Annotated in this window: 12 protein-coding genes; all 12 read right to left on the minus strand. The window is 44.9% G+C overall.

Annotation, left to right across the window (positions count from 1 at the left end):
- Positions 1 to 53 precede the first annotated feature (53 nt).
- Positions 54 to 911, minus strand: a complete 858-nt coding sequence (ylqF, locus tag ACFVAD_RS07175) for a ribosome biogenesis GTPase YlqF (RefSeq protein ID WP_386637554.1) — start codon at positions 909 to 911, stop codon at positions 54 to 56.
- 38 nt (positions 912 to 949) lie between these two features.
- Positions 950 to 1,504, minus strand: coding sequence for a signal peptidase I (lepB, locus tag ACFVAD_RS07180; RefSeq protein ID WP_386637556.1), 555 nt, complete (start codon positions 1,502 to 1,504; stop codon positions 950 to 952).
- A 231-nt stretch (positions 1,505 to 1,735) separates the two neighbouring features.
- Positions 1,736 to 2,080 (minus strand): 50S ribosomal protein L19, encoded by a 345-nt coding sequence (gene rplS / locus ACFVAD_RS07185; RefSeq protein ID WP_386637558.1) that lies wholly within the window; start codon positions 2,078 to 2,080, stop codon positions 1,736 to 1,738.
- 118 nt (positions 2,081 to 2,198) lie between these two features.
- Positions 2,199 to 2,945, minus strand: a complete 747-nt coding sequence (gene trmD / locus ACFVAD_RS07190) for a tRNA (guanosine(37)-N1)-methyltransferase TrmD (protein ID WP_386637560.1) — start codon at positions 2,943 to 2,945, stop codon at positions 2,199 to 2,201.
- A gap of 2 nt (positions 2,946 to 2,947) precedes the next feature.
- Positions 2,948 to 3,466 carry a ribosome maturation factor RimM gene (gene rimM / locus ACFVAD_RS07195; RefSeq protein WP_386637562.1) on the minus strand — a complete coding sequence of 173 codons (519 nt, stop codon included), beginning with the start codon at positions 3,464 to 3,466 and terminating at the stop codon, positions 2,948 to 2,950.
- Positions 3,467 to 3,610: 144 nt separating this feature from the next.
- Entirely contained in the window at positions 3,611 to 3,841 is a 231-nt protein-coding gene (locus tag ACFVAD_RS07200) for a KH domain-containing protein (protein ID WP_386637564.1), read from the minus strand.
- An 8-nt stretch (positions 3,842 to 3,849) separates the two neighbouring features.
- Positions 3,850 to 4,122: a 30S ribosomal protein S16 gene (gene rpsP, locus ACFVAD_RS07205; protein WP_204413630.1), complete on the minus strand. Its 273-nt coding sequence runs from the start codon at positions 4,120 to 4,122 to the stop codon at positions 3,850 to 3,852.
- Positions 4,123 to 4,240: 118 nt separating this feature from the next.
- Positions 4,241 to 5,587, minus strand: a complete 1,347-nt coding sequence (ffh, locus tag ACFVAD_RS07210; protein WP_386637567.1) for a signal recognition particle protein — start codon at positions 5,585 to 5,587, stop codon at positions 4,241 to 4,243.
- Positions 5,588 to 5,599: 12 nt separating this feature from the next.
- Entirely contained in the window at positions 5,600 to 5,929 is a 330-nt protein-coding gene (locus tag ACFVAD_RS07215) for a putative DNA-binding protein (RefSeq protein WP_386637569.1), read from the minus strand.
- Between the two features lie 950 nt (positions 5,930 to 6,879).
- A complete protein-coding gene (gene ftsY / locus ACFVAD_RS07220; RefSeq protein ID WP_386637571.1) occupies positions 6,880 to 7,872 on the minus strand; it encodes a signal recognition particle-docking protein FtsY in 993 nt (330 codons plus the stop codon).
- 29 nt (positions 7,873 to 7,901) lie between these two features.
- On the minus strand, positions 7,902 to 11,468 hold the full coding sequence (gene smc, locus ACFVAD_RS07225) for a chromosome segregation protein SMC (RefSeq protein WP_386637574.1): 3,567 nt from the start codon (positions 11,466 to 11,468) through the stop codon (positions 7,902 to 7,904).
- A 161-nt stretch (positions 11,469 to 11,629) separates the two neighbouring features.
- Positions 11,630 to 12,370, minus strand: a complete 741-nt coding sequence (gene rnc, locus ACFVAD_RS07230; protein WP_386637576.1) for a ribonuclease III — start codon at positions 12,368 to 12,370, stop codon at positions 11,630 to 11,632.
- Between the last annotated feature and the right edge of the window lie 42 nt (positions 12,371 to 12,412).

Raw genomic sequence — 12,412 nt, forward strand, 5'->3', positions numbered from 1 at the left:
ATTTTTCATTATCTGGCAAAAATAAAAAAAAGGCAGCAAAAAATGCTGGCCTCCTATAACTGTACAGGTGCTTCAAAGCTAAGTTTTCCGAGCTTCTCTTGCCTTATTTCCCTGATGACAAGCTCTGCAGTCTTATCATAGTCTACATGGCCGCCACTCATCATACAGCCGCGTTTGGAGCCGATTGCATCGAAGAGATCCACTATATCTTCAGGTATTTTCTCCAGTGCATAACGCTCACGCAGTCTATCCGGGTAGTGCTCCGTTAGGAAACGCAACGCAAAAACTGCGATATCCTGCAGATTGATGATGGTATCTTTGATGGCCCCTGTAGTCGCAAGACGATATCCGACCATCTGATCTTCAAACTTCGGCCAAAGGATACCCGGGGTGTCCAACAGCTCGAGCTCTTTTCCAACCTTCACCCATTGCTGGGCTTTGGTCACTCCGGGACGGTCACCTGTTTGCGCGATATTCTTTTTTGCCAGCCTGTTGATCAGGGTGGATTTCCCTACGTTCGGAATACCAACAATCAAAGCCCTGATCGCTCGCGGACGAATCCCGCGGGACTGCATTTTATCGAATTTTTCTTTCAGCAGCTCTTTTGAAAGGAAGGATATCTGCTGAAGGCCCTTCCCTGTCTGGGAGTCGATGGCTATCGCCTTTGTTGTCTCCCCTTTGAGGTTGAAATATTCCAACCACTGCTTGGTGATTCTTGCATCTGCCATATCCGCTTTATTCAACAGGATGATACGCGGCTTGTTTGCCACAATCTCATCAATCATCGGGTTGCGTGAAGATACTGGAATACGAGCATCCACCAGTTCGTAAACGATATCTATTAATTTTAGTTTCTCTGTTACCTGTCTCCGGGCTTTTGCCATATGCCCCGGGAACCATTGAATTGTCATTGCCTGATGCCTCCTGAAGTCCTTACCGATATATTGCCTTAATCCACCATTCTAAGATCAGCCAATGGCCAGTATACGATATTTGTCTTGCCTAGCACTTCCTCTTGGCTGACAGTGCCGATATGACGGCCATCCCTGCTGTAACGGCGGTTATCCCCCATTACAAAGATGTGGCCTTCTGGAACAACCTTTGACCCGGTACGCTCTTCCAAAGTGAAGTCCTCTGTCAGGGGACCGTCCCCTTGGAGCTGTTCCTTGTACTTGTCCAGATATGGCTCTTCGTACGGATCACCATTGATGTACAGCACATCATCACGGTATTCTATTTCATCTCCCGGCAATCCGATTACACGTTTGATATAGTCCTTGTCTTGTGTTGCATGGAAGACGACAATATCAAATCGTTCCGGATCTCCAATTTTATATCCGATTTTATTGACAATCATTCTGTCTTTATCATGAAGAGTCGGCATCATGGATTCTCCGTCTACCACTATAGGTGCGAAAAAGAAATAACGAATGCCTGCTGCAAGTAAAACAGCGATTGCCAAAGCTTTTACCCATTCCCAAAGCTCATTTTTAGAACGTGCCATATCAGTTCCTCCGCTACTCTCAATTAGTGTGTAACAACATGGATGAAAATATATGCCAGACCGGCCAACCATTAACGATCGGTCTGAAACTCCCCGAATATAACCTTGTCTACCAATTGCCCATATGTATTCTTTTCCTATTATATACCTTCTTTTAGGTTAGGGAAAACTCCAAGCGCCATAGATTTCTGATTAACAAAAAAAGAGCTTGTCACCAAGCTCTCCCTTTTATTATCGAATTTCTTTGATACGCGCTTTTTTACCACGTAATGCACGAAGATAGTAAAGTTTCGCACGACGTACTTTACCACGACGAATTACATCGATTCCTTCAATCTTTGGAGAATGAACAGGGAATGCACGCTCTACACCTACACCGTAAGAGATCTTACGAACAGTAAATGTTTCGCTGATGCCGCCGCCACGACGCTTGATTACTACTCCTTCATACACCTGAATACGCTCACGTGTACCCTCGACAACTTTAACGTGTACACGTACAGTGTCTCCGGAACGGAAAGCTGGAAGATCAGTTTTCAATTGACCTTGCGTAATTTCTTGAATTAATTTTTGCATAGTTTTCTACTCCTTTTCCACAGATGTTCATTCCATACTTCTGATGCAGCGGAACATCGTTTTAAGACATAGCTAGGCTAAGTCACAAAGAGTATAATAGCATATTGAATAAAAAAAATCAATATCTCTTATCCTCTTTTTTAATCTCCTCCAACCATTCTTCCTGTTCTTTCGTCAACGTATATGCATTAAAAAGATCTGGTCTTCTCTCCCATGTTCTCTTGAGCATTTCCTTGGAACGCCATTTTTCGATATGTGCATGATTGCCTGACAATAATACATCCGGCACCTTCATCCCCCTGAAATCAGCAGGCCGGGTATAATGGGGATGTTCAAGCAGACCTGTGCTGAAGGAATCCTGCTCATGAGATTCCACTTTTCCGAGGACATCAGGCAAAAGCCTTACCACACTGTCCACGATTACCATGGAAGCCAGTTCCCCGCCAGTCAGGACAAAATCCCCGATAGACAACTCATCTGTTACGATGTGCTCCCTGATACGCTCATCATAGCCTTCGTAATGACCGCAGATGAAGATCAGATGTTCTTCCTTGGAGAGCTCCTCAGCTTTCTTCTGGGTGTAGCGCTCGCCTTGAGGGCACATAAGGATCACACGTGGTCTTTTTGCAGTGGTGGATGCCCTCAGGCTTTCCACTGCATCAAAGATGGGCTGAGCCTTCAGTACCATGCCTGCACCACCCCCAAATGGGTAATCATCTACTTTTTTATGTTTATCCGATGCGTATTCACGAAAATCCGTCACCCGATACTCCACAGCCCCCTTGTCGGCAGCTTTCTTTAGAATCGAGGATTGCAGAACACCTGTAAACATTTCAGGGAAGATGGACAGAATATCAATCTTCATTATTAGAACAGCCCCTCTAATGGCTCAATGATTATCGTCTTTTCTTTTACATCCACCTTTTTGACAACAGATTCGATGTAAGGGATCAAGATGTCTTTCCCTTTTTTAGGCTTCACTACCCAAACATCATTCGCCCCAGGTGTCAGCACTTCGGTTACCGTGCCGATTTCCTCCATGTTTTCCTGCAGCAATACCTTGCAGCCGACGATTTCATGGAAATAGTATTCCCCTTCTTCCAAGTCCCCTAACTGATCCTCAGGAACCTTGACGATGGCTCCTTTCAGTTTTTCCACTTCATTGACGTTATGGAATCCTTCAAACGTCAGAAGATCAAATGACTTGTGAACCCTTCTCGTCTCCACCACTACCTCAAGAGGTTCCTTTTGGTCTGGCAGGAATAGATACAGGCGGTTTCCTTTTTTATAGCGCTCTTCCGGAAAGTCGGTTCTTGATACAATCCGGACTTCTCCCCTGATCCCGTGCGTATTCACCAATTTCCCCACATTATACCATTTTGACACGCGTAGCACCTCCATATACTTTTTTCTTCGGACATCTATGTAGCATTATTTTACCCTTATTCACTTAAATAACCTATTAAAAATGATTCCTTACCATATGGAACATCCTCTAAAACAGGAAAAAGGGAAGCTATAAAGCCTCCCCTACTCCAGTATTTCTAATTGCACTCGTTTATTTTCATGAGAGGCAGCAGCGAATAATACAGTTCGAATCGCTTTTGCAATTCTTCCCTGCTTGCCAATCACTTTCCCTAAATCATCTTGATGTACTGCGAGTTGATACGTGAGGGCATTACCTGATGCCTTTTCTGTAACAACCACTTGCTCTGGATGATCTACCAACGACGTCACAATTGTTTTAATCAGTTCTGTCATCTGATCTCTTATTTGCTTAATTTAGCATTGTGGAATTTTTCCATAATACCTTGGTTAGAGAAAAGGTTACGAACAGTGTCAGAAGGCTTCGCGCCATCTTGTAACCATTTTAAAGCTAGGTCTTCATTGATTTTAACTTCAGCTGGTTGAGTTACAGGATTGTAAGTTCCAACTGTTTCAATGAAACGTCCATCACGAGGAGAACGAGAATCTGCTACTACGATACGATAGAATGGGGATTTTTTAGAACCCATACGTTTTAAACGAATTTTAACTGCCATAATATAAGCACCTCCGAAAATATTTCACACAAGATAGTATGATAACAAGTAGTTACTTGTTTGTAAAGTGTTTTTTCTTGTCACTTGATTTATTAAGAGAAAAAATGGTGTGAAAGACTTACATGAAAGGAAACTTGAATCCACCTTTTTTGCCTTTTCCTTTTTGCATGTTCGTCATTTGCTTCATCATTTTTTTCATCTCTTCGAATTGTTTGAGTAGACGGTTCACTTCCTGGACAGGACGTCCGCTACCTTTTGCTATCCGTTTTTTGCGGCTAGCATTGATAAGATCTGGATTTTCTTTTTCTGCTTTTGTCATGCTTTTGATAATCGCTTCCACATGACCGATCTGCTTTTCATCTACCTGGACGTTTTTCAGGCCTTTCATTTTGTTCGCACCAGGTATCATCCCCAAGATTTCATCGAGAGGTCCCATGCTTCTTACCTGACCTAATTGTTCCAGGAAATCATCAAACGTAAAGCTCATCGTACGCAGCTTCTGTTCCAGCTCTTTCGCTTTCTCTTCGTCTACATTCGATTGTGCCTTTTCAATAAGTGTCAGCACATCCCCCATACCTAAAATACGGGAGGCCATACGCTCAGGATGGAAAGCTTCAATGGCATCCAACTTTTCTCCCATACCAATAAACTTGATCGGAGTATTCGTTACCGCCTTAACAGAAAGCGCCGCACCACCACGAGTGTCTCCATCCAGCTTTGTTAATACAACTCCCGTCAAGCCAAGCTGTTCGTTGAAGCTTTCCGCTACATTGACAGCATCCTGACCGGTCATCGCATCCACCACCAGGAAGATCTCATCCGGTTTGGAAATTTCTTTCACCTGTTTCAACTCGTCCATTAATGCTTCATCAACATGCAGACGACCGGCAGTATCGATCAGCACATAATCATGATGCTCATCTTTTGCCTGTTGGATGGCCTGCTTCACGATTTCCACTGGACTAACCTTGTCTCCAAGGGAGAAAACCGGCATGCTTAATTGTTTCCCTAAGGTTTCAAGCTGTTTGATTGCTGCAGGACGGTAAATATCGGCAGCTACTAGAAGAGGCTTTCTATTGTGTTTTTTACGCAATAGGTTTGCCAGCTTTCCGGTAGTGGTCGTTTTACCAGCACCCTGTAGACCCACCATCATAATGACGGTTGGCGGACGGTTGCTTACAGCAATTTTACTTTGTTCCCCACCCATGAGTGCAGTCAGTTCTTCTTTAACTACCTTGATGACCTGCTGACCGGGTGTAAGACTTTTCATGACTTCTTGTCCAACTGCACGTTCATTAACACGTTTGACAAAGTCTTTCACTACTTTGAAGTTTACGTCCGCTTCTAGTAGAGCCAGTCGAACCTCACGCATCATCTCTTTCACGTCTTGTTCGCTAACTTTACCTTTTCCACGAATCTTCTGTATCGTATTTTGCAAACGGTCGGCTAAACCTTCAAATGCCATGTATGCCGCCCCCTAATCTAATTTCTCGAGCGATTCGATAAATGTTAAAAGCTCTTCTTTTGACGGATTGGTCAAAAGTGTACCCTTCAACTGGTTTATCAGCTCTTGCCGCTCTTGAAACTTTTGAAATAACAAAAGTTTTTCTTCATATTGTTCAAGCATCTGTTCCGTACGTTTGATGTTGTCGTACACCGCTTGACGACTTATGTTATATTCCTCTGCTATCTCACCAAGGGAGTTATCTTCTAGGTAATACAAAGCCATATAACTTCTTTGCTTTGGCGTCAACAACGATTGATAGAAATCATAGAGATAGTTCATTCTCGTTGTTTTTTCTAGCATCCTACTCACTCTCCCTTGTTAAGTGAAATGCCTTTACAATAAGTTAGTTTACATTTTGTTTGGGGGGATGTCAAGTTTTTTTCTTGTCATGTGGTTGTGACGTGAGGGATTAGTTATTGACAGTTGTACCCTTTTGAGACCGCCATTCCTCCTTTTCTGCTGTTTCGTGGTCTCAACCATCCCTTTTGAGACCGCCATCCCTCCTTTTCTGCAGTTTCGTGGTCTCAACCATCCCTTTTGAGACCGCCATCCCTCCTTTTCTGCAGTTTCGTGGTCTCATCCACCCCTTTTGAGACCGCTATCCCTCCTTTCCTGCTGTTTCGTGGTCTCAACCACCCCTTTTGAGACCGCTATCCTTACCTTCCTGCTGTTTCGTGGTCTCAACCCTCCCTTTTGAGACCACCATCCCTACCTTCCTGCGCTTTCGTGGTCTCAACCATCCCTTTTGAGACCGCCATCCCTACCTTTCCTGCAGTTTCGTGGTCTCAACCATCCCTTTTGAGATCGCTATCCCTACCTTCCTGCTGTTTCGTGGTCTCAACCATCCCTTTTGAGACCACCATCCCTACCTTTCCTGCGCTTTCGTGGTCTCAACCATCCCTTTTGAGACCGCCATCCCTACCTTCCTGCGCTTTCGTGGTCTCAACCACCCCTTTTGAGACCGCTATCCTTACCTTCCTGCTGTTTCGTGGTCTCAACCATCCCTTTTGAGACCACCATCCCTCCTTTTCTGCTGTTTCGTGGTCTCAACCCTCCCTTTTAAGACCACCATTCCCCCTTTCCTGCGCTTTCGTGGTCTCAACCATCCCTTTTGAGACCGCCTCCCTACCTTTCCTGCAGTTTCGTGGTCTCAACCATCACACATCAATCCACCGATCATACTTCTGAACAGTTCACCATCATACCCAAGGACAAAAAGAAAAACCGCCCCAAACCGGAGCGGCCCCATCTTACTCTACTACTTCCTTATCAACCATATCTGCAAAGAGTCCATACACATACTGTTCTGCATTGAACTCCTGAAGATCTTCCACTTTTTCACCGAGGCCGACGAACTTCACCGGGATCTTCAGCTCGTTGCGGATGGCCAGTACGATACCACCCTTTGCTGTTCCATCAAGCTTTGTCAGAATGATACCGGAGACGTTTGTCACTTCAGAGAATATCTTTGCCTGGCTAAGTGCATTCTGGCCTGTAGTTGCATCGAGGACAAGCAGCACTTCATGAGGAGCCCCTGGCACTTCACGTTCGATTACACGTTTCACTTTTTCAAGTTCCTTCATCAGGTTCACTTTATTTTGCAGGCGTCCGGCCGTATCACATAACAACACATCCGCTTTCCGGGCTTTTGCCGCTTGGATCGCATCAAACATCACTGCGGCAGGGTCGGATCCGGAAGATTGCTTGATAACGTCGACACCAACGCGCTCTCCCCATACCTCAAGCTGTTCAATCGCACCGGCACGGAAGGTATCCCCTGCTGCAAGCAGCACTTTTTTGCCATCCTGCTTCAGTTTATTGGAAAGCTTCCCGATTGAGGTGGTTTTCCCGACGCCGTTTACTCCAACCACAAGAATGACTGTTAAGCCTTCCTCCTGCATGTTGATGCGTGGGGAGATATCCTCGCCAGCTTCATAGATTTCCACCAATTTTTCGGAAATGACAGCCTGTACCTCGCGCGGGTCCTGGATGTTGCGGCGCTTCACTTCCATTCTGAGTTCATCAATCAGTTCCATTACTGTATTGACGCCTACATCTGCTCCAATAAGGATTTCTTCCAATTCTTCGAAGAAATCCTCATCCACTTTACGATATCGCGCAACAAGATCGTTTACTTTACCTGAAAAGGAATCTCTTGTCTTAGTCAGACCCTCTTTGAACTTTTCTGAAACAGATTCCGTTTGAAAAGTGATTTTTTCTTTCAACTTTTTAAAAAAGCTCATTCTATCTCTTCCTCTCTAACAACGCTTTTTTATTGGACTAGTTCCCTGGATTCTTCCAGCCTTACGGAAACGAGCTTGGAAACACCTGATTCCTGCATGGTCACTCCATAAAGTACATCACTGAATTCCATCGTTCCCTTACGATGTGTGATGACGATGAATTGCGTGTCCTTACTGAACTGCTTCAGGTATTGCGCAAAGCGGTGGACATTCGCTTCATCAAGCGCCGCTTCTACCTCATCCAGAATACAGAACGGTACCGGTCTTACCTTCAGAATGGAGAATAATAGGGCGATTGCGGTCAATGCCCGCTCCCCTCCGGATAACAGCCCAAGGTTCTGAAGTTTCTTTCCTGGTGGTTGTGCGACGATATCTACACCTGTATTCAGCATATCATTCGGATCGGTCAGTACAAGATCCGCACGTCCGCCGCCAAACAGGGAACGGAAAACATCATGGAAATGTGCACGGATATTTGTAAACGTCGTCTCAAAACGTTTTTTCATCTCTTCGTCCATCTCTCCAATGACTTGGAACAGCGTATCCTTCGCTTCCTGCAGATCATCCTTTTGCTCTTTCAGGAAATAGTAACGTTCACTTACTCGATCATACTCTTCGATAGCCGCGATATTAACTGTCCCAAGCTCTTCGATGGCAAGCTTGATCAGCTTCACTTTTTTGCGCGCTTCCTCAATTTCCACATCAAGGGGATACGCTTCTTTTGCCGCTTCAAATGACAGCATATACTCTTCCCTTAAATGATGAAGTCTATTATCAAGTTCCACATCCAGCCTGTTCAACTTTACCTCTTCCGCTTTCAAAATATCTGTGAGCTGCTTGTATTGCCTTTTCAGCTCTTTCAGCTCCAGCTCTTCATACTCCACTTTTTCATAAATGGTCAAACGCTGTGCTCGTCGCTCGGCAATCAGCTTCATTGTCGTATTTTTGTCCTGCAGCTTTTCTTTTGCAGCCACTTCCAGCTTCTGTTCCCCTGAAGAGTTGTCATTCATCTCGCTTTGAAGCAGCGCCAGGTCTTCCCGGATTTCTGTCAGTTTTTCTTGTGCTGATTCGATTTCCTGTGAGATGTTTTCCACTTTTTCCGATTGACTATGAAGCTTTTCTTTCTTTCCTGCATAGTCCACTTTTAGTTGGGTAAGATCGTTTTGGACAGCTTCCTTTGTTGTGTGCTGTTCATTTTTCTTGGTATGCAGTTCGGCTATTTCCCTATCAAGCTCCAATATGCCAAGACCTACCTCTTTCAGTTCTGTCTCAAGGACAGTTTTGCGGTCGACTGCTTGCTGGATAGAGGTGGAAAGCTGCTGTTTCTCGTAATCATACAAGCTAAGATGCTCATTGACATTTTTCTCTTCCAGCTCCACTTCCCTGATCTGGCTCAGGACTTCCTGCTCCTTATAGCGCAGTTCCTCTCCGGATGCTTTCAACTGTTGGACTTGCATCTCTTTTTCCGAGATTTTCTGCTTGAGTGTTTTCACTTGATCTTCAAGAAGGGACGTTTTTCCTTCCATCTCCTCAAGCTTGGAAGCAATCGTATCCAGCTCACGGCCCCTGCTCAGGAGACTGTTGGACTTTTGCTTAACAGCTCCCCCGGTCATCGAACCTCCGGGATTCACCACATCACCATCGAGTGTGACAATCCGGTAGCGATGCTGAAGTATGGAGGCTAGTGCATTGGCCCCTTTAAGATCCCTTGCAATTACAATGGTTCCTAAAAGATTGAGAACGATATTTTCATAGGCGGCATCACTTTCCACAAGTGATGCTGCCACTCCTACAAATGCATCATGCTGGCCGATCTGCTTCAGCTGATACTCCGGCATTGTTCGGGGCTTCATCACGCTAAGAGGCAAAAAGGTGGCTCTTCCATAGCCGTTCTTCTTCAGATACTGGATGGAAGACCGGGCACTCTGTTCATCATCCACCACAATGTGCTGCGTTGCGCTGCCGAGGGCTATCTCTATGGCTGTCTCAACGAACTGATTCACCTGGATCAGTTCAGCGACCGCCCCCTTGATACCGGATAGGCGGTTTTCATCACGGGCTTTCAATATTTCTTTGACACCCTGGAAAAATCCTGCAAAATCCCCTTGCATGGTTTCGAGCATTTCCTTCCTGGACCTTGTCTGCTGAAGGAACTGGTATGCCTGGTACAGGGTTGTTTCTTTCTTTTGATAGGATTCCTTGTATTGATCTAAAGTGGCCTGCTCTTTTCGAAACGAATCAATGGTTTGATGAAGCTCTTCACTGACCGCCTTATGCTTATTTTCGATCTCCAGCTTTTTCTGTTCTGTGGCATGGCGCTGGTTCACATACTTCTGATTCCCCTCGTCAAGCCTTTGGATTTTCAATCCTTCTTGCTTCTCTTGCTGTTCTAAATAAGTCAGCTCGTTACGAACAGTAGCTTGCTTGTTTAATAGTTCAATATAATCGCTTTTGAGTGCATCAATCTTCTCTTCGATGTTCAAATCGAACTGCTCATTGATCAGCTGCTTCTCCTTGAGCTGCTGTTCCGTTAAAATCAGTTCCTCATGAAGAGTTTCAAGCATTGCTTTTTCTGTTTGCCATTTCCCTTTATGCGACTTCAGGAACTGATCCAACTCCACCGATGACTTTTCCAGCTGTGCCCTGTTTGAACTTGCATTCTTTTTGCGTTCCTTCAGGACTTCCTTCCGTCCTTCCAGTTTTTCAAGCTCCGAGCTTGCAACAAGTAATGCCTGCTGGAGGGAGTCGACGGATTCGTCGAGTGCAGCCACTTGGTCTTTATACTTTTCAAGTGTCGCTTCCTTTTGTGACAGTTCAGAAGAAAGGGTCAATTCCTTTTCCGTACTCTCCTTGACTTCCTGAGAGATTCTTTCCCACTTTTGGTGTAATTCTTCGATTTCGTAGACGGTTACCCCTACTTCAATCTGCTCAAGCTCTTCCTTTTTCTCCAGATAATCCTTTGCAATGGAAGCCTGCATTTTAAGTGGCTCCACCTGCCCTTCCAGTACATGAAGGATATCTGATACACGATTCAGGTTTTCCTGTGTGTCCCAAAGCTTGCTTTCCGCTTTCTTTTTACGGGATTTATACTTCAGCACACCAGCCGCTTCCTCAAAGATGCTTCTTCTCTCTTCCGCCTTGCTGCTAAGTATCTCCTCGACTTTCCCTTGGCTGATGATGGAAAACGCTTCTTTTCCAAGTCCGGAATCCATGAACAGGTCGACAATATCCTTCAGGCGGCACGATTGCTTGTTAATCAAAAACTCGCTGTCACCGGAGCGGTAGGCGCGCCTTGTTACACTTACCTCCATGTAATCGATCGGCAGGATGCGCTTGCTGTTATCAAGTGTGAGGGTCACCTCGGCAATATTTAATGCCTTCCTGCTGTCACTACCTGCAAAAATGATATCTTCCATTTTCGACCCACGCAGAGATTTGGCTGACTGTTCTCCCAGCACCCATCTGATGGCATCGATGATATTGCTCTTTCCACTTCCATTAGGGCCAACAACGGCTGTTACCCCTGGTACAAAATCTACCGATATCTTTTCTGCAAACGACTTAAATCCAACCACTTCTAATCGTTTGAGGTACATTATCCTTCACCTCTGTTTTATATAAAGGCCTTTTTCGCATACATTGTTGCTTTTGTATTCAACTACAGCCCGTAATTTTATTGCTATGTAAAAAGAAAAGAAGGCGACCCATATAGCCGCAGCGGAGGCACCATCGGATCGCCCTCTATTCTCCATTCTTACTATTTCGATTGCTTGAGCTTGTCTAAAGCGAACTGTGCAGCGTGCTGCTCGGCTTCCTTTTTCGATCTGCCGACACCAATTCCAAGCTCCTCTTTATTCAAACTGACCTTGGAGACAAATTCCCTGTTATGCGCAGGGCCTTTCTCCTCAAGGACTTCATATTCAATCACGCCAAGAGCATTGCGCTGAATCAATTCCTGCAATTGACTCTTATAATCCATCACATGAGAAAAAGCACCTTCATTAATTTTGGGGTACACGTATTTTTCCAGGAATAAGAATACGGCTGGCAGTCCAAGATCCAGGTACAATGCCCCAATAAAGGATTCAAACACATCCGCAAGCAACGCAGGTCTGGCTCGACCACCGGTCAATTCCTCCCCTTTCCCGAGCAATACGTAAGAACCGAAGGAAAGCTCATTTGCAAATGAAACAAGTGATGGCTCGCACACGATAGATGCACGCAGTTTCGTCAGCTGACCTTCACTCATCATCGGGAATTTCTTATATAAGAATTGAGATACCGTCAATTCGAGCACTGCATCCCCCAAAAACTCTAATCGTTCATTATCCTCATAAGGCTTTCTCCGATGCTCATTCACATACGATGAATGTGTAAATGCCTGATACAGTAATTTATCATTTTGAAAATCGATGCCCAAGTCTTCTTGAAGCGTTTGGAACTTCTTTGAGATCGCTTCACTTTTCTTTTCATTTATTCGACTTTTATTTCTTGTCATAAAGGTGCCTCCAACATACATTCTTCTTTCTCTATGCTGATT

The organism is Sutcliffiella sp. NPDC057660 (genome assembly GCF_042800035.1).
Taxonomy (GTDB): domain Bacteria; phylum Bacillota; class Bacilli; order Bacillales; family Bacillaceae_I; genus Sutcliffiella_A.

Coding starts and splice junctions, on each gene's coding strand:
- rpsP (WP_204413630.1), bottom strand. CDS start 4,122: ATGGCAGTTAAAATTCGTTTAAAACGTATGGGTTCTAAAAAATCCCCA.
- trmD (WP_386637560.1), bottom strand. CDS start 2,945: ATGAAGATTGATATTCTGTCCATCTTCCCTGAAATGTTTACAGGTGTT.
- ACFVAD_RS07200 (WP_386637564.1), bottom strand. CDS start 3,841: ATGACAGAACTGATTAAAACAATTGTGACGTCGTTGGTAGATCATCCA.
- ylqF (WP_386637554.1), bottom strand. CDS start 911: ATGACAATTCAATGGTTCCCGGGGCATATGGCAAAAGCCCGGAGACAG.
- ACFVAD_RS07215 (WP_386637569.1), bottom strand. CDS start 5,929: ATGCTAGAAAAAACAACGAGAATGAACTATCTCTATGATTTCTATCAA.
- ffh (WP_386637567.1), bottom strand. CDS start 5,587: ATGGCATTTGAAGGTTTAGCCGACCGTTTGCAAAATACGATACAGAAG.
- ftsY (WP_386637571.1), bottom strand. CDS start 7,872: ATGAGCTTTTTTAAAAAGTTGAAAGAAAAAATCACTTTTCAAACGGAA.
- lepB (WP_386637556.1), bottom strand. CDS start 1,504: ATGGCACGTTCTAAAAATGAGCTTTGGGAATGGGTAAAAGCTTTGGCA.
- smc (WP_386637574.1), bottom strand. CDS start 11,468: ATGTACCTCAAACGATTAGAAGTGGTTGGATTTAAGTCGTTTGCAGAA.
- rnc (WP_386637576.1), bottom strand. CDS start 12,370: ATGACAAGAAATAAAAGTCGAATAAATGAAAAGAAAAGTGAAGCGATC.
- rplS (WP_386637558.1), bottom strand. CDS start 2,080: ATGCAAAAATTAATTCAAGAAATTACGCAAGGTCAATTGAAAACTGAT.